The organism is Streptococcus infantis, from assembly GCF_047463655.1.
Taxonomy (GTDB): domain Bacteria; phylum Bacillota; class Bacilli; order Lactobacillales; family Streptococcaceae; genus Streptococcus; species Streptococcus infantis_Z.
Window position 1 is genome coordinate 33893 of the sequence record NZ_JASHDM010000005.1, and the last position, 18064, is coordinate 51956.

The 18064-nt window shown below is 40.2% G+C and carries 17 protein-coding genes; 13 read left to right on the forward strand and 4 right to left on the reverse strand.

Features of this window, described 5'->3' with window-relative positions; genetic code table 11:
• Positions 1-108: 108 nt before the first annotated feature.
• The 5 genes from QM877_RS05485 to QM877_RS05505 all read left to right on the forward strand — a co-directional run bounded on the left by QM877_RS05485 (position 109) and on the right by QM877_RS05505 (position 5570).
• Entirely contained in the window at positions 109-597 is a 489-nt protein-coding gene (locus QM877_RS05485) for a DUF5590 domain-containing protein (RefSeq protein WP_414311299.1), read from the forward strand.
• On the forward strand, positions 594-1772 hold the full coding sequence (locus tag QM877_RS05490) for a pyridoxal phosphate-dependent aminotransferase (protein ID WP_414311300.1): 1179 nt from the start codon (positions 594-596) through the stop codon (positions 1770-1772). The genes QM877_RS05485 and QM877_RS05490 overlap by 4 nt, the downstream gene beginning before the upstream one ends.
• A 149-nt stretch (positions 1773-1921) precedes the next feature.
• Positions 1922-3265, forward strand: a complete 1344-nt coding sequence (asnS, locus tag QM877_RS05495) for an asparagine--tRNA ligase (protein WP_045763626.1) — start codon at positions 1922-1924, stop codon at positions 3263-3265.
• A 270-nt stretch (positions 3266-3535) separates the two neighbouring features.
• The gene (locus QM877_RS05500) at positions 3536-4735 is read left to right on the forward strand and encodes an MFS transporter (RefSeq protein WP_414317798.1); all 1200 of its coding nucleotides are present in this window, start codon (positions 3536-3538) and stop codon (positions 4733-4735) included.
• Positions 4736-4802: 67 nt separating this feature from the next.
• Positions 4803-5570, forward strand: coding sequence for an epoxyqueuosine reductase QueH (locus QM877_RS05505; protein WP_000567559.1), 768 nt, complete (start codon positions 4803-4805; stop codon positions 5568-5570).
• A gap of 369 nt (positions 5571-5939) precedes the next feature.
• On the opposite strand, the gene tnpA is transcribed toward QM877_RS05505, so the two are convergent.
• The 4 genes from tnpA to QM877_RS05525 form a co-directional block, all read right to left on the reverse strand.
• On the reverse strand, positions 5940-6404 hold the full coding sequence (gene tnpA, locus QM877_RS05510) for an IS200/IS605 family transposase (RefSeq protein WP_414317799.1): 465 nt from the start codon (positions 6402-6404) through the stop codon (positions 5940-5942).
• Between the two features lie 191 nt (positions 6405-6595).
• Entirely contained in the window at positions 6596-7129 is a 534-nt protein-coding gene (locus QM877_RS05515) for a DUF402 domain-containing protein (RefSeq protein ID WP_000775325.1), read from the reverse strand.
• Between the two features lie 88 nt (positions 7130-7217).
• Entirely contained in the window at positions 7218-7994 is a 777-nt protein-coding gene (gene recX / locus QM877_RS05520; RefSeq protein ID WP_414317800.1) for a recombination regulator RecX, read from the reverse strand.
• Between the two features lie 10 nt (positions 7995-8004).
• Positions 8005-8778 (reverse strand): aminoglycoside 3'-phosphotransferase, encoded by a 774-nt coding sequence (locus QM877_RS05525; RefSeq protein ID WP_414310940.1) that lies wholly within the window; start codon positions 8776-8778, stop codon positions 8005-8007.
• Between the two features lie 55 nt (positions 8779-8833).
• On the opposite strand from QM877_RS05525, the gene rlmD reads away from it, so the two are divergent.
• From rlmD to yihA, 8 genes are all read left to right on the forward strand, one after another.
• Entirely contained in the window at positions 8834-10201 is a 1368-nt protein-coding gene (gene rlmD, locus QM877_RS05530) for a 23S rRNA (uracil(1939)-C(5))-methyltransferase RlmD (RefSeq protein ID WP_414310939.1), read from the forward strand.
• A 116-nt stretch (positions 10202-10317) separates the two neighbouring features.
• Complete coding sequence (gene tpiA, locus QM877_RS05535; RefSeq protein ID WP_414310938.1) at positions 10318-11076, forward strand: triose-phosphate isomerase; 759 nt, start codon at positions 10318-10320, stop codon at positions 11074-11076.
• A 124-nt stretch (positions 11077-11200) separates the two neighbouring features.
• The gene (locus QM877_RS05540) at positions 11201-12937 is read left to right on the forward strand and encodes an ABC transporter ATP-binding protein (RefSeq protein ID WP_414310937.1); all 1737 of its coding nucleotides are present in this window, start codon (positions 11201-11203) and stop codon (positions 12935-12937) included.
• Between the two features lie 10 nt (positions 12938-12947).
• Entirely contained in the window at positions 12948-14729 is a 1782-nt protein-coding gene (locus QM877_RS05545) for an ABC transporter ATP-binding protein (RefSeq protein WP_414317801.1), read from the forward strand.
• A 147-nt stretch (positions 14730-14876) separates the two neighbouring features.
• Positions 14877-15395, forward strand: coding sequence for a Dps family protein (locus QM877_RS05550; protein ID WP_060955425.1), 519 nt, complete (start codon positions 14877-14879; stop codon positions 15393-15395).
• A gap of 127 nt (positions 15396-15522) precedes the next feature.
• Entirely contained in the window at positions 15523-16029 is a 507-nt protein-coding gene (locus tag QM877_RS05555; RefSeq protein ID WP_414317802.1) for a dihydrofolate reductase, read from the forward strand.
• 201 nt (positions 16030-16230) lie between these two features.
• A complete protein-coding gene (gene clpX, locus QM877_RS05560) occupies positions 16231-17463 on the forward strand; it encodes an ATP-dependent Clp protease ATP-binding subunit ClpX (protein ID WP_414317803.1) in 1233 nt (410 codons plus the stop codon).
• 8 nt (positions 17464-17471) lie between these two features.
• The gene (gene yihA / locus QM877_RS05565) at positions 17472-18059 is read left to right on the forward strand and encodes a ribosome biogenesis GTP-binding protein YihA/YsxC (RefSeq protein ID WP_006150399.1); all 588 of its coding nucleotides are present in this window, start codon (positions 17472-17474) and stop codon (positions 18057-18059) included.
• Positions 18060-18064: the final 5 nt, after the last annotated feature.

Consider the following 18064-nt stretch of genomic DNA (forward strand, 5'->3'; position numbering starts at 1 on the left):
GAAATCAATGATTCAAGCTTCATATACTCCTGTCATAAGAGAAGTTCCTTGCTAAATCCTCCCCTTTATTCACTTGTAATTCACTAGGATAGATGGTAAAATAGACGAGTGAAAATGAGACAGAAAAAAGAAAAAAATTCCTTATTATTTCAGTACAGCATTGGCTTGACCCTGCTGGCTCTAGTTGTGACTTCTTCCTTTCTCTATTTGGTGTGGCTTAGCATGAAGCCTTATCAGACAGCAAAGGTAGAAGGGGAAAAACTGGCTAAGCAGTATGCGAATCTAGAAACGGTCAGTCAGGTTGATATCTTTAATGGCTTAGAAAGCTATTATAGTGTTCTTGGTCAAGATAAGAATCAGAAACCAGTTGCTGTTTTAATAGAGAAAAGTAATAACAATATTTACGTATATCAACTAGAAAATGGTACTTCACAAGAAAAAGCAGAAGCAGTTGTTAGAGAAAAAGGAGCAACTGAAATTGATACGGTTACCTTTGGACGCTATGCTGAAAAACCTGTCTGGGAAATCAAGTCTGGAGGAGACTATTATCTAGTAGATTTTGAATCTGGTGCCCTAATCGAAAAGGAGAAGCTATGAAATTATCTAAACGTGTCTTAGAAATGGAAGAAAGTGTCACTCTGGCTAGTGATGCAAGAGCTAAGAAATTAAAGGCTGAAGGAAAAGATGTTCTTTTCTTAACTTTAGGTCAGCCTGATTTTCATACTCCTGAGAGTATTCAGGATACTGCAGTTGAGGCTATTCGAGATGGACGTGCTTCTTTCTATACGGTAGCTTCAGGTTTGCCTGAATTAAAAGCAGCGGTCAATACCTATTTTGAACGTTATTATGGTTATTCTGTGGCGGCAAATGAAGTCACCTTTGCTACAGGTGCTAAGTTTTCCCTTTATACTTTCTTTATGGCTGTGGTTAATCCTGGAGATGAGGTTATCATTCCAACCCCTTACTGGGTCAGCTATGGTGACCAAGTTAAAATGGCTGGTGGTGTTCCAGTCTTTGTCCAAGCCAAAGAAGACAATCACTTTAAAGTAACAGTGGAGCAATTAGAAGCAGCTCGCACAGATAAGACCAAAGTCTTGGTACTAAACTCACCATCTAATCCGACTGGGATGATCTATTCTCGTGAGGAACTCTTGGCCATTGGAAATTGGGCTGTTGAACATGACATTCTCATCCTAGCAGATGATATTTATGGTCGTTTGGTCTATAATGGGAATGAGTTCGTCCCAATCTCAAGTCTGTCAGAAGCTATTCGTAAGCAAACCATTGTTATTAATGGGGTTTCAAAAGCCTATGCCATGACTGGTTGGCGTGTAGGTTATGCAGTTGGTGATCCAGAAATCATCGCTGCCATGAGTAAACTAACAGGTCAAACGACTTCTAACCTGACTGCGGTATCTCAATACGCAACAATCGAGGCACTAACTGGACCGCAAGATTCTGTGGAAGTTATGCGTCAAGCATTTGAAGAACGTTTGAATACCATCTATCCACTCTTGTGTGAAGTCCCTGGTTTTGAAGTTGTCAAACCACAAGGAGCTTTTTATCTCTTTCCAAATGTCAAAAAAGCTATGGAGATGAAAGGTTATAGCGATGTAACAGCATTTACAACGGCTATTCTTGAAAAAGTTGGTCTGGCCTTGATTACAGGAGCCGGATTTGGAGCACCAGAAAATGTTCGTCTCAGCTACGCAACAGACTTGGAAACTCTTAAAGAAGCCATTCGTCGTTTGCACCAATTTATGGAAAAATAAGAAGTTAAACCTCCGTCCTTTTGGCGGAGGTTTTTGTAGCTAAAAACTTATGAATTTCTGTTAAACTAGCTAGCTATCAGGCATTATTTGTGGTACAATAATGAGTGATAATGTCTTTGGACAAGTTAAACGAAAAAGGAAGATAAATGATGACAAAACGTGTAACAATTATCGAAGTAAAAGACTACGTTGGTCAAGAAGTGACCATCGGAGCCTGGGTTGCCAACAAATCAGGAAAAGGGAAAATTGCCTTCTTACAATTGCGTGATGGAACAGCCTTTTTCCAAGGTGTCGCTTTTAAACCAAACTTTATCGAAAAATTCGGTGAAGAAGTAGGTCTAGAAAAATTTGACACCATCAAACGCCTAAGCCAAGAAACTTCTGTTTTCGTGACAGGGATTGTTAAAGAAGACGAACGTTCTAAATTTGGTTACGAGTTGGATATTACAGACATCGAAGTTATCGGTGAATCTCAAGATTACCCAATCACTCCAAAAGAGCACGGAACAGACTTCTTGATGGATAACCGTCACTTGTGGCTGCGTTCACGCAAACAAGTAGCTGTCATGCAAATCCGTAATGCTATCATCTATGCAACTTATGAGTTCTTTGATAAGAATGGCTTCATGAAATTTGATAGCCCAATTCTTTCAGGAAATGCTGCAGAAGATTCTACAGAACTGTTTGAAACAGACTACTTTGGAACACCAGCCTACTTGAGCCAATCTGGTCAGCTTTACCTTGAAGCAGGTGCTATGGCTCTTGGTCGTGTCTTCGACTTTGGTCCAGTATTCCGTGCTGAAAAATCAAAAACTCGCCGTCACTTGACTGAGTTCTGGATGATGGATGCAGAGTATTCATACTTGACACATGATGAGTCACTTGACTTGCAAGAAGCTTATGTTAAAGCTTTGCTTCAAGGTGTTCTTGACCGTGCTCCTCAAGCCTTGGAAACATTGGAGCGTGATACGGAGCTTTTGAAACGCTATATTGCTGAGCCGTTCAAACGCATCACTTACGATCAAGCCATTGACCTTTTGCAAGAGCATGAAAATGATGAAGATGCAGACTACGAACATCTCGAGCATGGTGATGACTTTGGTTCACCACACGAAACATGGATTTCAAACCACTTTGGTGTACCAACCTTCGTGATTAACTACCCAGCAGACATCAAGGCCTTCTACATGAAACCAGTTCCTGGTAATCCAGACCGCGTACTTTGTGCAGACTTGCTCGCACCAGAAGGTTACGGAGAAATCATCGGTGGTTCAATGCGTGAGGAAGACTACGATGCCCTTGTAGCGAAGATGGAATCACTCGGTATGGATCGTACTGAGTATGAATTCTACCTTGATCTTCGTAAATACGGTACAGTCCCACATGGTGGATTTGGTATCGGTATCGAGCGTATGGTAACCTTCGCAGCTGGTACAAAACACATCCGTGAAGCTATTCCATTCCCACGTATGTTGCACCGTATCAAACCTTAAGAACTATAAAAACGCCGTCTGGCGTTTTTATACACTTCGAAAATCAAATTCAAACTACGTCAGCTTCACCTTGCCGTATATATGTTACTGACTTCGTCAGTTCTATCCACAACCTCAAAACAGTGTTTTGAGCAGCCTGCGGCTAGCTTCCTAGTTTGCTCTTTGATTTTCATTGAGTATTATTTTAAACGAAAGAGGTGGAGAAAATGTAGGCAACTCTAAGTAAGTCTTTTAGAAAAACTCATATTATATATTGAAAGAGAGAAAACGATGTTTAAAAGAACTTACAAACGCAATATTCCACTCCTGGCAGGTTTGGAATTCACTTCTTATTTTGGAATCACCAGTTTTTGGATTTTATTTTTCATCCAAAATGGTCTATCCTTGCTTCAAATCGGTCTATTAGAGAGTATTTTTCATGGGACAAGTCTCTTGTGTGAAATCCCATCTGGTATGTTGGCTGATCGATTTAGTTACAAGACCAATCTCTATTTGGCTCGCTTGGCCAGTATTGTGTCCTCTATCTTGATTTTATTTGGTCAGGGAAATTTTTGGATTTATGCGATTGCCATGATGGTTAATGCTTGGTCTTACAATTTTGATTCGGGGACCAGCACCGCTTTCTTATATGATTCAGCGGTTGAAGCGGGTCAAAAGGACCGTTATCTTCAGATTTCTAGCTTTTTGTCTGGTGTGGCAGAAGTTACTCGAACTCTAGGTACAGTTGTGGCAGGTTTCTTTATTCACGGAGCATTGGCTTGGACCTATCTAATTGCTATTGGGTTATCATTTCTTTCTATAATCCTGATTTATTTGATGAAAGAACCAATGGCTAAGAGAGAAATAAATGAAGTCTTAACCTTTAAAAAGATTGTCCAGCAAGTTCGTAAAGAATGGCAGGAAAAACCAGTACTCTTTTACTGGATGCTGACTTACCAGCTAGTCGGGACACTCATGTGTATGTTTTACTTTTATTATCAGCAGAAAATAAGTGACTTAGCAGGATGGCAGGTTTCACTGGTTATGCTGATTGGTAGTGGATTAAATCTTATAGCGGTTTATGTAGCTAGTCAAATCGGTAAAAAATGGAATAGTAATCGAGTTTTTCCGACTCTTGTTGCACTAACGGGCTTGGCCTTGTTGTTGGTGTTTTCAGGGACCCCCTTTGCTTTTCTTCTTGTATATCTTTTAACTGATACACTTTATGCAGTTTATCAGCCGATCTATTTCAATGACTTACAAGGTTATTTACCTTCCAGTGTAAGAGCAACTATGCTTAGTATCAATTCCATGCTCTTTAGTCTTTCCATGATTGTCATATTTCCACTGACAGGTTGGTTGATCGATCGTTGGGGTCTTGTAGCTGTCTTTTTAGTTCTAGGTCTTATCTTGCTTTTAACCTACCCTATCCTAATAATCGGTCTAAAAAGGATGGGCAAGGTATTGGACAAGGACTTAAAAACTGAGTAAAGCACGAAAACCTATTTGCCCAAAGGATAATCCTGTGGTACAATAGCAAGAGGAAAAGGAGAAGAGTATGATCGATGTAGAAGAAATTCTAAGTAAGATGAATCCCAATCAAAAGATCAACTATGACCGTGTCATGCAAAAGATGGTCCAAGTTTGGGAAAAAAATGAAGAAAGACCCACTATTCTCATGCACGTCTGTTGTGCTCCTTGTAGCACCTACACTCTAGAGTACTTGACCAAGTATGCGGATGTGACTATTTATTTTGCTAATTCCAATATCCATCCTAAAGCTGAGTATCACAAGCGTGCCTATGTGACAAAAAAGTTTGTTAGTGATTTCAATGAACGAACTGGCAACAAGGTTCAATATCTAGAAGCACCCTATGAACCCAACGAATACCGTCAGCTGGTCAGAGGTTTGGAAGAAGAACCTGAAGGTGGCGATCGTTGCAAGGTTTGTTTTGACTATCGTCTGGATAAGACAGCGCAGGTAGCTATGGACTTGGGATTTGACTACTTTGGTTCGGCCCTGACTATCAGTCCTCACAAAAATTCACAAACCATCAATAGTATCGGGATTGATGTGCAGAAAATCTACACCACGCATTATCTTCCGAGTGACTTTAAGAAAAATCAAGGCTACAAACGTTCTGTAGAAATGTGTGAAGAGTATGACATTTATCGCCAATGCTACTGTGGCTGTGTCTATGCCGCTCAAGCCCAGAATATTGACTTGGTACAGGTCAAGAAGGATGCAACAGCCTTTATGGTAGATAAGGATATCGAGAAAGATTATTCGCATATCAAGTTCACTGTTACGAAGTTAGATATTTAAAGGGAAACCTGCCCAATGTGGCAGGTTTTTTACTAGGGAAAAGTGATAGCCAGAAATTGATGGACTAATCTTTGAATTCCTAGCCCATGACTCGCGAGCCTTCAATAAACTAGTTGAGACTTAAGATTTGTGGATAAACATGAAGTTTTGTTTAAAAGAGCTTTTTGGAATTTAGAAGGCTGATAAACAGTTCAATTAGTCGCCACTCAAAGGCTCGTTGAAAATCAATCATAACCACCCGTCAAACGGGTGGTTTGTACTAGGGCTATAAGCTCAAATTACCAGCTAGCGCCTAAAGACGCTGGCTTTCACGTTGTTCAAGCCCTATTGCTCTTGACTCGTCACTTGCCTCTTAAAGAGGCGTGAGTATTACTTACCACTATCCCTAAAGGGATCCTCATATTCTTTTACACTCAATTTATCTAGTGCTATATCATGCTTTTCCTGCTCTTGAATATATTTCTTAATTGTGGCTTCATTAAGCCCTACTGTACTCACATAATAACCTTCCGCCCAGAAATGCCGATTCCCAAACTTATACTTGAGGTTGGCGTGTTTATCAAACATCATGAGTGCACTTTTGCCTTTTAAATACCCCATGAAACTTGAAATACTTATCCTAGGTGGAATACTTACCAACATATGTACATGATCAGGCATTAAATGACCTTCGATAATCTCAACACCTTTATAACTACATAATCGGTGGAATATTTCTCCCAAACTACTTCGATATTGATTATAGATCACTTTTCGTCTATACTTAGGGGTGAACACAATGTGATATTTACACATCCACTTTGTGTGTGATAAACTATGAGACTTTTGTGCCATGGTTTTCTCCTTTCGCTTTACAATTGGCTTGAACACCTTTATTGTATCGCGCTTGGAGTTTTTTTGGTATAACCTTCGACGCGCACCCGCATAGCGGGTGGTTTATTTGTCTCGCTCCGTGAGGTGCGAGACGGACTGAAAGTCACATAAAAAAAACGAGGTCAGGATTTTAATCCTGACCTCTGACAACTTTACCGATTCTTTAGTTCTACGTAGCGTTTGTACCAAATGTTGACATAGGCTTCTGAGAAAGGACCTCGCTCATTGTTAATCCAATCAACAAGAATCTTTACATGCTCTTTCAGAATATAGTCTAGATCAGAAGAATACTTCATTTTTCGCTTATGTCGTTCATACTCCTCAACGTCCAAGAGGCGTTTTTCACCATCTGTAAAAACTTTAACATCCAAATCATAGTCAATGTATTTTAAAGCTTCTTCATCCAGATAGTAAGGACTTGCCATATTGCAGTAGTAGGAGATACCATTTTCACGAATCATAGCGATAATATTAAACCAATATTTCTTGTGAAAGTAAACAATAGCCGGTTCTCGAGTCACCCAACGACGACCGTCACTTTCGGTAACAAGTGTGTGGTCGTTGACGCCAATAATAGCGTTTTCTGTTGTTTTTAGTACCATGGTGTCTCGCCAAGTACGGTGGAGACTCCCATCATGCTTATAACTTTGAATTGTAATAAAGTCGCCTTCTTTTGGAAGTTTCATAACTAACCAACTTTCTACAATTTATAAGTTTATCGTTTACTATTGTATCACATTTTTGTTTAAAGTTCTTAGTTTTTTCATGAAAAAATTAAAGATATTCTCTGAGAGCACTGGCTATATCCGAAAAATCAAAGCCTTTTCGTGCTAAAGCTTGGGTCAAACGTTGTTTCAGTTCGTATCCTTCATACTTTCGTGAATATTTTGGGTATTGCTTATCTAACTCTTTAAAAATCAGCTCTTGAACGGTTTCTTCTTCGACCTGGCTATCCAATTGGTCAAAGGCTGTTTTGGCTTCTGTGTAGGAAAATCCTTTATTGGTTAGGCTTTGGATAATCTTATCCTGTAGAGCACGGGCAGGTAATTTCCCCTGGTATTTTTTCAGTAGTTTTTCAGCTGTGCGCTCTGCGACTTCCGTCATATCAAATTCTTGTAAGACTTCTTGGATAATAGATTTGGCAACGCCTTTTTGAGAAATCTTCTGCATCAGCATATAGCTTCCCTTATCACCTGAAAGCTGATTGGAATTGATGATAGCTTGTGCATATTGGCGATCATTGATCCAATTATCATCTTTTAAAGACTGGATAACTTTGGGGATGATTTTCTCATCAATTTCATGTTTGGCAAGATAATCTCTAACTTCTTTTTCAGTACGGGCCTTGAAGGATAAGTGGTAGAGAGCTAGATTTTTACTGTAGGAAAATTGCGCAAAGGATTTAATCTCAGTTAGTTCTTCAGCTGAGATCTCTTTCCCTTTAGTCAACATAAAGCGAACAATGGTATCCTCTGAAATGTAGCAGGTTTGGTCGCTATCAAGCTCAAGTAGAAAGAGTCTTTTTTTCTTTTCAAGTTTTGTGATTTTCATGGTTTACCTCTTATCCAAATGCTTCGAATGCAGCAACGAGTCGAAGTTTGTTGCTATCAACCAGTTCCCTCTCGTAATAGTCGAGAAATAGTTCAGCATATTTGGGATCTTTTAAGTTGTAGTTGAGGGACCAAACTGCCCAAAAGAGATCGATATGCCGGTCACTAAAATCAGCCAAACCAAGATCAATAAAACAAGAGAAGTGGTCAGCATCTTTTAGAATAAAGTTTGGTAGACAGGCATCACCGTGAATAAAGGCATCTGTTTCTAAAAGGTGCCCTTGTTCTTGGATGAGTTGGAAGGCCTCTTTGCGACTGTTAATTTGGAATTGGGGTAGGAGCGCCTTGGCATAGAACTCCCCTTTTTCATAGTTTTTAAAGGCTCTTTCTTTATAGGTTTTTAAATGATTTTTTGATGGAAAATTTTGTGGGTTTAAGTTGTGAAGCTTTTTAAGAGCCTCTGCCATGGTTCGGCAGATTTTTTCTGGCTGGTCTAAAAAAGCGAGAGCATCATGACCAATGGCTTCTTTAGTCAGGAGGTAGTCTTTATCTGTAGATAGATAGTGGATGACTGGAGTTCCTATTCCCTCTTGTTCAAACCAACTCGCAATGCTAGCTTCTCGCTCTAATCTTCCCTTTTGATCAATTTTTAAATAGTAACCTGAATCAAGATAGAGAACTCTTGCGCCTGAATGAGAAGAGCTATCAGATAGATTTGCCCCCTCTATATAAGTTCGTAATTGCTCAGGAAAATCCAATGAGGAAAAAGATATCTTTGTATTCATGGTTTTATTGTAACATATTCTTAATCATTGAGAAACTACGTGGTATAATAGACTTATGAATCTAAAAGTCAAACAAAAAATTCCATTAAAAATCAAGCGTATGGGGATTAACGGGGAAGGAATTGGTTTTTTCCAGAAAACCCTCGTTTTTGTTCCAGGAGCCCTCAAGGGAGAAGATATCTATTGTCAGGTGACTTCGGTTAAGCGTAACTACGTTGAGGCTAAACTGCTTGAGGTCAATAAAAAATCTAAGTTTCGAGTAGTTCCAGACTGTACTATTTATAATGAGTGTGGTGGCTGTCAGATCATGCACCTTCATTATGACAAGCAGTTAGAATTCAAGACGGATCTCCTCCATCAAGCTCTGAAGAAATTTGCACCTGCTGGCTATGAAAATTTTGAAATCAGACCAACCATTGGTATGCAGAAACCCAAGTATTATCGGGCTAAACTGCAATTCCAAACGCGAAAGTTTAAAGGTCAAGTCAAGGCAGGTTTGTATGCTCAGAATTCCCATTATTTGGTCGAGTTAAAGGACTGTCTTGTTCAAGACAAGGAGACACAAGCGATTGCCAATCGCATTGCCGAACTCTTGACCTACCATCAAATTCCGATTACGGATGAACGGAAAATTCTTGGAGTTCGGACTATCATGGTTCGTCGAGCACGGAAAACTGGGCAAGTCCAGATTATCATTGTGACCAATCGTCAATTGAATCTGACTCAATTTGTGAAAGACTTAGTCAAGGATTATCCTGAAGTAGTGACTGTCGCAGTCAATACCAATACTGCTAAAACTAGTGAGATTTATGGGGATAAGACAGAGATTATTTGGGGGCAGGATAGTATAGGCGAGGGTGTATTAGACTATGAATTTTCTCTTTCGCCTCGAGCTTTTTACCAGCTTAATCCTGAACAGACAGAAATTCTCTACAATGAAGCGGTTAAGGCCTTGGACGTGACTGAGGACGACCATCTGATTGATGCTTATTGTGGTGTTGGGACCATTGGTTTTGCCTTTGCGAAAAAAGTCAAAAGTTTGAGAGGGATGGATATTATCCCAGAAGCTATTGAGGATGCCAAAGAAAATGCTAAGCGTATGGGTTATACCAATACTCACTATGAAGCAGGAACTGCAGAAGAAATTATTCCTCGTTGGTACAAGGAAGGCTATCGTGCAGATGCTTTGATTGTGGATCCGCCGCGTACTGGTTTAGATGATAAGCTCTTGGATACCATTGTCAAATACGCTCCTGAAAAGATGGTCTATGTTTCCTGCAATGTGTCTACCTTGGCGCGTGATTTAGTCCGATTGCTAGAGGTTTATGACCTGCATTATATCCAGTCCGTTGACATGTTTCCACACACGGCTAGAACAGAAGCAGTGGTCAAATTAACGAGGCACAAGCCAGCTTTTAAATAAAAATGGCAACTGGAAAGTTTTTGAAAATAAGGCTTCTAGTTACAGAGTAAGATTTGCAAGCTATCTATAAATATGATAAAATAATAGAAAATAAAATGAAAAAAGAGGTATGTGAAATGTCACGTAAACCATTTATCGCTGGTAACTGGAAAATGAACAAAAATCCAGAAGAAGCTAAAGCATTTGTTGAAGCAGTTGCATCAAAACTTCCTTCATCAGATCTTGTTGAAGCAGGTATCGCTGCTCCAGCTCTTGATTTGACAGCTGTTCTTGCTGCTGCTAAAGGTTCAAACCTTAAAGTTGCTGCTCAAAACTGCTACTTTGAAAATGCAGGTGCTTTCACTGGTGAAACTAGCCCACAAGTTTTGAAAGAAATCGGTACTGACTACGTTGTTATCGGTCACTCAGAACGTCGTGACTACTTCCATGAAACTGACGAAGATATCAACAAAAAAGCAAAAGCAATCTTTGCAAACGGTATGCTTCCAATTATCTGTTGTGGTGAGTCACTTGAAACTTACGAAGCTGGTAAAGCTGCTGAATTCGTAGGTGCTCAAGTATCTGCTGCTTTGGCTGGATTGACTGCTGAACAAGTTGCTGCATCAGTTATCGCTTACGAGCCAATCTGGGCTATCGGTACTGGTAAATCAGCTTCACAAGACGACGCACAAAAAATGTGTAAAGTTGTTCGTGACGTTGTAGCTGCTGACTTTGGTCAAGAAGTTGCAGACAAAGTTCGTGTTCAATACGGTGGTTCTGTTAAACCTGAAAACGTTGCTTCATACATGGCTTGCCCAGACGTTGACGGAGCTCTAGTTGGTGGTGCATCACTTGACCCAGAAAGCTTCTTGGCATTGCTTGACTTTGTAAAATAAGCCTTAAATATCTGAGACAGACAGTTCCCTCTCTCGAGGTTTTGGCTGCCTGTCTTCTTTTTAGTAAAATGGCGTGCGAAAGCACGCTCTTTTCTGCATTTTAGAAGAAAAAGAAAGGAGAATTATGCTGTATATTTGGTCTTATCTCAAACGCTATCCCAAGTGGTTAGTGTTAGACTTTCTCGGGGCAATTTGCTTTGTCATTGTCAATCTAGGTTTACCAACAGTTTTAGCCCGCATGATTGACCAGGGAATCAACCAAGGTGATCAGGAAAAACTCTATTTTTGGGCCGTAATCATGTTGGTTATTATCGTCTTGGGAACATTTGGACGGGTTGTTCTGGCTTATGCTGCTAGTAAACTGACCACGAATATGGTTAAGGATATGCGAAATGATGTCTATGCTAAGCTGCAAGAGTATTCTCATCACGAATATGAACAAATTGGTGTGTCTTCACTAGTTACTCGTATTACCAGTGATGCCTTTGTCCTCATGCAGTTTGCGGAACAAACGCTTAAGTTGGGTGTTATCACTCCCATGATGATGCTATCAAGTATTCTCATGATTTTCTTGACGAGTCCTTCACTAGCCTGGATTGTAGCTTTTTCCGTTCCTTTTCTAGCTGTAGTAGTCATTTATGTGGCGGTCAAAACGCGTCCCTTATCTGAAAAGCAACAGAAAACACTGGATAAGATTAACCAGTATGTCCGTGAAAATTTGATGGGTCTACGAGTGATTCGTGCCTTTGCTCGTGAAGACTTCCAAGAAAACCGTTTCGAAGAGAAAAATGCAATCTATGCAGATAATTCCAATCGCTTGTTCAAATTGACTGGTTTGACGGAGCCACTATTTGTGCAAATCATTATCGCTATGATTGTAGCTATCGTTTGGTTTGCTTTGGATCCTCTCAAACAGGGAAGTTTGCAGATTGGGGATTTGGTGGCCTTTATCGAGTATAGTTTCCACGCTCTCTTGTCCTTCCTTTTCTTGTCAAACCTCTTTACCATGTACCCTAGAACGGCCGTATCCAGTGAACGTTTGAAGGAAATCATGGATATGCCTATTTCCATTGATCCAAATGAGGACGGAATTCAAGAAACAGAAACACATGGTTACTTAGAATTTGATAATGTGACTTTTGCCTATCCTGGGGAAACAGAAAGCCCTGTTTTGCATAATATTTCCTTTACTGCTAAACCGGGAGAAACCATTGCTTTTATCGGTTCAACTGGTTCAGGTAAGTCTACTCTGGTTCAATTGATTCCTCGTTTCTACGATGTTACGTTAGGGAAAATCAAGGTCGATGGTGTTGATGTACGAGATTACCGCCTCAAATCTCTCCGTCAGAAGATTGGATTTATTCCACAAAAGGCCTTGCTTTTTACTGGAACTATCGCAGACAATCTCCGCTATGGGAAAGAGGATGCCAGTCATGAGGACTTGCACCAAGCAGCTGATGTAGCCCAAGCCAAAGACTTTATCGAAAGTCGAGAAGAAGGTTTTGCGACTCATCTGGCTGAAGGGGGAAGCAACCTATCAGGTGGTCAGAAACAACGCTTGTCGATTGCCCGCGCAGTCATCAAGGGTCCAGACATCTACATCTTTGATGATTCCTTCTCAGCCTTGGACTACCGTACAGATGCTATTTTGCGCCGTCGTCTCAAGGAAGTGACTCAAGATGCTACGGTATTGATTGTTGCACAGCGTGTCGGAACTATCATGGATGCTGACCAGATCATTGTCCTTGATAAAGGCGAAATCGTTGGTCGTGGCCGTCATGAAGAATTGATGGAGACCAATGACATCTATCGAGAAATTGCTGAGTCGCAGTTGAAAAATGCGTCTCTGACAGAAGAATAGGAGGTGAAAGATGAAACAACAATCTAGTCTAGCTCGTCTATGGAGCTATTTAAAAGCCTATCGATTCTCTGTTTTCTTTGCAGTCTTCTTGAAAATAGTCAGCGTCATTATGAGTGTTATCGAGCCTTTCGTATTGGGGCTTGCCATCACAGAATTAACCAGCAATCTTCTTGCTATGGCAAATGGTGTTGCAGGAGCGGGTATCAATACCAGCTATATCGCAGTAATTCTAGTGATCTATCTCTTGCGTGGTCTTCTTTATGAGTTGGGGTCTTACTACTCAAACTACTTTATGACCAATGCGGTGCAGTCCATGATTCAGGATTTGCGAAATGAAATGAGCGAAAAAATCAATCGCATTCCTGTGTCTTACTTTGACAAGCATCAGTTTGGAGATTTGTTAGGTCGTTTTACAAGTGACGTTGAAACGGTTTCGAACGCTCTACAACAATCTTTCTTACAGATTGTCAATGCAGTCTTTACCATTCTTTTTGTTATGGGAATGGTCCTCTATCTAAATATTCAGTTAGCTATCATTGTTATCTTGTCGATTCCGATAACTTATTTTGGGGCTAAAACAATTCTGAATCGTTCGCAACCATACTTTAAACAGCAGGCAGCCATTCTAGGACGTATGAATGGATTTGTACAGGAAAACTTGACAGGTTTCAATGTCCTCAAACTTTTTGGTCGTGAAGAGAACTCTCAAGAGAGGTTTGAAAAGATTACGGATGAATTGCAACAAGTCGGATTTAAGGCGAGCTTTATTTCAGGATTGATGATGCCTGCCCTTCATATCGTTTCTGATTTAACTTACTTGATTGTAGCTGTCTTAGGTGGATTGCAGGTTATTGCAGGCCGCTTAACCATTGGTAATATGCAAGCTTTTGTTCAGTATGTGTGGCAGGTCAGTCAACCAATCCAAAACATTACTCAATTAGCAGGACAAATGCAAAGTGCCAAGTCTTCGCTTGACCGTGTCTTTGAAGTTTTGGATGAACAAGAAGAAGTCCAAGCTGTTGAAGTGAAAGAACTAGCACCATTGACAGGTCAAGTTAGCTTCAAGAATGTCGATTTCCAATATGTGGAAAATAAACCATTGATTCGCAATTTCAACCTAGATGTTGAACCTGGAGAGATGGTAGCAATCGTTGGACCTACTGGAGCAGGTAAAACAACCTTGATCAACCTGCTCATGCGTTTTTATGATGTGACAGCTGGTGCTATTTTAGTGGATGGCCAAGATATTCGTGACCTGTCTCGTCAGGACTATCGTCGTCAGTTTGGGATGGTCCTACAGGACGCCTGGCTCTATGAAGGCAGTATCAAGGAAAATCTTCGCTTTGGAAATCTTGAGGCAACGGATGAGGAAATCGTCGAAGCTGCTAAGGCTGCCAATGTTGACCACTTTATTCGCACCCTTCCTGGTGGCTACAACATGGAGATGAACCAAGAATCAAGTAATATTTCTCTTGGTCAGAAACAGCTGTTAACTATCGCGCGTGCTCTCTTAGCAGATCCAAAAATTCTAATCCTTGACGAAGCGACCTCATCGGTCGATACACGTTTAGAACTCTTGATTCAAAAGGCCATGAAGCGTTTGATGAAGGGGAGAACAAGCTTTGTTATCGCTCATCGCCTTTCAACTATTCAGGAAGCTGATAAGATTTTGGTGTTGAAAGATGGACAGATTATCGAACAAGGAAATCATGAAAGTCTTTTGGCTGCGAAAGGATTTTATTATAATCTTTATCAAAGTCAATTCTCTAATAAAAACAGCGAAAATAACTAAAAAAACATCTGCTCATTTTCTTAAATTATCAGTCAATTACAACTTTTTTAATATGAGTTAATTTCCTTGCTTTTGTATACTAGGAGTAGTATACTGAGGTAGTAATCAATAAAGATGGTTACAAAAAATAATAATGAGGTGAGAAAGATGGTAGAATTGAAAAAAGAAGCAGTAAAAGACGTAGCAACATTATCTAAACCAGCGGCAGAAGCGCTAGTAAATACAAAGGAAGTTTTGAATCAATCAGTAGCAGACTTGTATGTAGCACATATCGCTCTTCATCAAGTACACTGGTACATGCGTGGACGTGGATTCATGGTATGGCATCCTAAGATGGATGAATACATGGATAGCCTTGATGGTTACCTTGATGAAATCAGCGAACGCTTGATTACACTTGGTGGAAAACCATACTCTACTTTGACAGAATTTCTTCAACACAGTGAAATCGAAGAAGAAGTTGGAGAATTCCGTAATGTTGAAGAAAGTTTGGAACGTGTTCTTGAAATTTATCGTTACCTCATCACTCTTTTCCAAAAAGCCTTGGATGTAACAGATGAAGAAGGTGATGATGTAACCAATGATATCTTTGTTGGTGCTAAGGCAGACCTTGAAAAAACTGTCTGGATGCTTGCAGCAGAATTAGGACAAGCACCTGGTTTGTAAGATACTCTATTTTGTCAAAAATCCGTAGAAAGTTTCTACGGATTTTTTCTATTTCGGAGGGCGTTCCAAAACAGTCTTTTTTCAAGATTTTTGATAAAATAGAACTATCAATAAAAAGGATGAAAGCATGACAAAGAAAATCGTAGCCATCTGGGCACAAGATGAAAAGGGTGTAATCGGAAAAGAGGATCGCTTACCATGGCATTTGCCAGCAGAGTTAAAACATTTTAAAGAAACAACCTTGAATCATGCCATCTTGATGGGACGTGTCACCTTTGATGGGATGGGACGACGTTTGCTTCCAGGACGTGAGACTCTGATTATGACGCACAATCCTGAAGAGTCAATTGAGGGTGCTCTGGTTTTCCAAAATGTTGAGGATGTTTTAGACTGGTACCATAACCAGGATAAAAATCTCTATATCATTGGGGGCAAGCAGATTTTTCAGCTTTTTGAAGCTTATCTTGATGAGATTATTGTGACACAAATCCATGCTCAAGTTGAAGGGGATACTTATTTCCCGGAAGATTTTGACTTGACTGTTTTTGAGACTGTTGCAAGCAAATCTTATACTAGAGATGAGAAAAATGCCTATGATTTCACCATCGAATATAGAAAGAGAAAGGAAGTCTAATGGAGCGCAGTATTTTTGGATTTTTCACAGCTCTTTTGTGTGCTGTCTGTCTTGTAGCTGGAACACACGCTTTTCGTAAAAAGCGCTTTGGACTTGCTACTCTACTTTGGCTTAATGCTTTTACAAACCTGGTGAATAGCATTCATGCTTTTTATATGACCTTATTTTAGATAGAAAAATCATTTAGAACGGAAGGGAATCATGCCTACAAATAGGAAAAATGATATGATGGTTTATTGCTCATTTTGTGGCAAAAGCCAAGAAGAAGTTAAAAAAATAATCGCTGGGAACAACGCCTTTATCTGTAATGAATGTGTGGAGTTGGCCCAGGAAATTATTCGTGAGGAGTTGGCAGAGGAAGTCCTAGCAGACTTGTCTGAAGTACCAAAACCAATCGAACTCTTAAACATCTTGAACCACTATGTAATCGGTCAAGATCGTGCCAAACGTGCCTTGGCAGTGGCTGTATATAATCACTACAAACGCATCAATTTCCATGACACTCGTGAAGAGACAGAAGATGTGGATTTGCAGAAATCAAACATTTTGATGATTGGTCCAACTGGTTCAGGGAAGACTTTCCTTGCTCAAACACTTGCTAGAAGTTTGAATGTACCATTTGCTATTGCAGATGCAACAGCTCTTACTGAGGCTGGTTATGTCGGTGAGGACGTGGAAAATATCCTCCTCAAACTCTTGCAGGCAGCTGACTTTAATATCGAACGTGCAGAACGTGGAATTATCTACGTAGACGAAATCGACAAGATTGCAAAGAAGAGCGAGAATGTGTCTATCACACGTGATGTTTCTGGTGAAGGGGTGCAACAAGCCCTCCTCAAGATTATCGAAGGAACTGTAGCTAGTGTGCCACCTCAAGGCGGACGCAAACATCCACAACAAGAAATGATTCAAGTGGACACTAAGAATATCCTCTTTATAGTGGGTGGTGCCTTCGATGGCATCGAAGAGATTGTCAAACAGCGTCTAGGTGAAAAAGTGATTGGTTTCGGACAAAACAACAAGGCTATTGACGAAAAAAGCTCTTACATGCAAGAAATCATTGCAGAAGATATTCAAAAATTCGGTATTATTCCTGAGTTGATTGGACGCTTGCCTGTCTTTGCAGCCTTGGAGCAGTTGACCGTAGATGATTTGGTTCGCATCTTGAAGGAGCCAAGAAATGCCTTGGTTAAACAATACCAGACCTTGCTTTCTTATGATGATGTAGAGCTTGAATTTGACGACGAAGCACTCCAGGAAATTGCCAATAAAGCTATCGAACGTAAAACGGGTGCCCGTGGTCTTCGCTCAATCATCGAAGAAACCATGCTAGACGTTATGTTTGAAGTTCCAAGTCAAGAAAATGTGAAAACAGTTCGTATCACAAAAGAAGCGGTTGACGGAACGGCTAAGCCAATTCTAGAGACAGCCTAGAGGTGACTATGGAAATCAATACACACAATGCTGAGATTTTGCTGAGTGCAGCTAACAAGTCCCACTATCCAGAGGATGAACTTCCTGAAATTGCTCTTGCAGGTCGCTCAAATGTTGGGAAGTCAAGCTTTATCAACACCATGCTTAATCGTAAGAATCTAGCTCGTACTTCTGGAAAACCAGGAAAAACACAACTACTCAATTTCTTTAATATTGATGACAAGATGCGTTTTGTAGACGTGCCTGGTTATGGTTACGCCCGTGTTTCCAAAAAAGAACGCGAAAAATGGGGTCGTATGATTGAAGAGTACTTGACTACTCGAGAAAATCTTCGAGCGGTTGTCAGTCTTGTTGACCTTCGCCATGATCCGACGGCTGATGATGTACAGATGTACGAATTTCTTAAGTATTATGAGATTCCTGTCATCATTGTGGCGACTAAGGCAGATAAGATTCCGCGGGGGAAATGGAACAAGCACGAATCAGCTATTAAAAAGAAATTAAACTTTGATCCAAGTGATGATTTCATCCTCTTTTCATCCGTAACAAAAGCAGGAATGGATCAAGCTTGGGATGCTATTTTAGAAAAATTGTGAGGAAT

Coding starts and splice junctions, on each gene's coding strand:
- QM877_RS05490 (WP_414311300.1), top strand. CDS start 594: ATGAAATTATCTAAACGTGTCTTAGAAATGGAAGAAAGTGTCACTCTG.
- asnS (WP_045763626.1), top strand. CDS start 1,922: ATGACAAAACGTGTAACAATTATCGAAGTAAAAGACTACGTTGGTCAA.
- QM877_RS05500 (WP_414317798.1), top strand. CDS start 3,536: ATGTTTAAAAGAACTTACAAACGCAATATTCCACTCCTGGCAGGTTTG.
- QM877_RS05505 (WP_000567559.1), top strand. CDS start 4,803: ATGATCGATGTAGAAGAAATTCTAAGTAAGATGAATCCCAATCAAAAG.
- tnpA (WP_414317799.1), bottom strand. CDS start 6,404: ATGGCACAAAAGTCTCATAGTTTATCACACACAAAGTGGATGTGTAAA.
- QM877_RS05515 (WP_000775325.1), bottom strand. CDS start 7,129: ATGAAACTTCCAAAAGAAGGCGACTTTATTACAATTCAAAGTTATAAG.
- recX (WP_414317800.1), bottom strand. CDS start 7,994: ATGAAAATCACAAAACTTGAAAAGAAAAAAAGACTCTTTCTACTTGAG.
- QM877_RS05525 (WP_414310940.1), bottom strand. CDS start 8,778: ATGAATACAAAGATATCTTTTTCCTCATTGGATTTTCCTGAGCAATTA.
- rlmD (WP_414310939.1), top strand. CDS start 8,834: ATGAATCTAAAAGTCAAACAAAAAATTCCATTAAAAATCAAGCGTATG.
- tpiA (WP_414310938.1), top strand. CDS start 10,318: ATGTCACGTAAACCATTTATCGCTGGTAACTGGAAAATGAACAAAAAT.
- QM877_RS05540 (WP_414310937.1), top strand. CDS start 11,201: ATGCTGTATATTTGGTCTTATCTCAAACGCTATCCCAAGTGGTTAGTG.
- QM877_RS05545 (WP_414317801.1), top strand. CDS start 12,948: ATGAAACAACAATCTAGTCTAGCTCGTCTATGGAGCTATTTAAAAGCC.
- QM877_RS05550 (WP_060955425.1), top strand. CDS start 14,877: ATGGTAGAATTGAAAAAAGAAGCAGTAAAAGACGTAGCAACATTATCT.
- QM877_RS05555 (WP_414317802.1), top strand. CDS start 15,523: ATGACAAAGAAAATCGTAGCCATCTGGGCACAAGATGAAAAGGGTGTA.
- clpX (WP_414317803.1), top strand. CDS start 16,231: ATGCCTACAAATAGGAAAAATGATATGATGGTTTATTGCTCATTTTGT.
- yihA (WP_006150399.1), top strand. CDS start 17,472: ATGGAAATCAATACACACAATGCTGAGATTTTGCTGAGTGCAGCTAAC.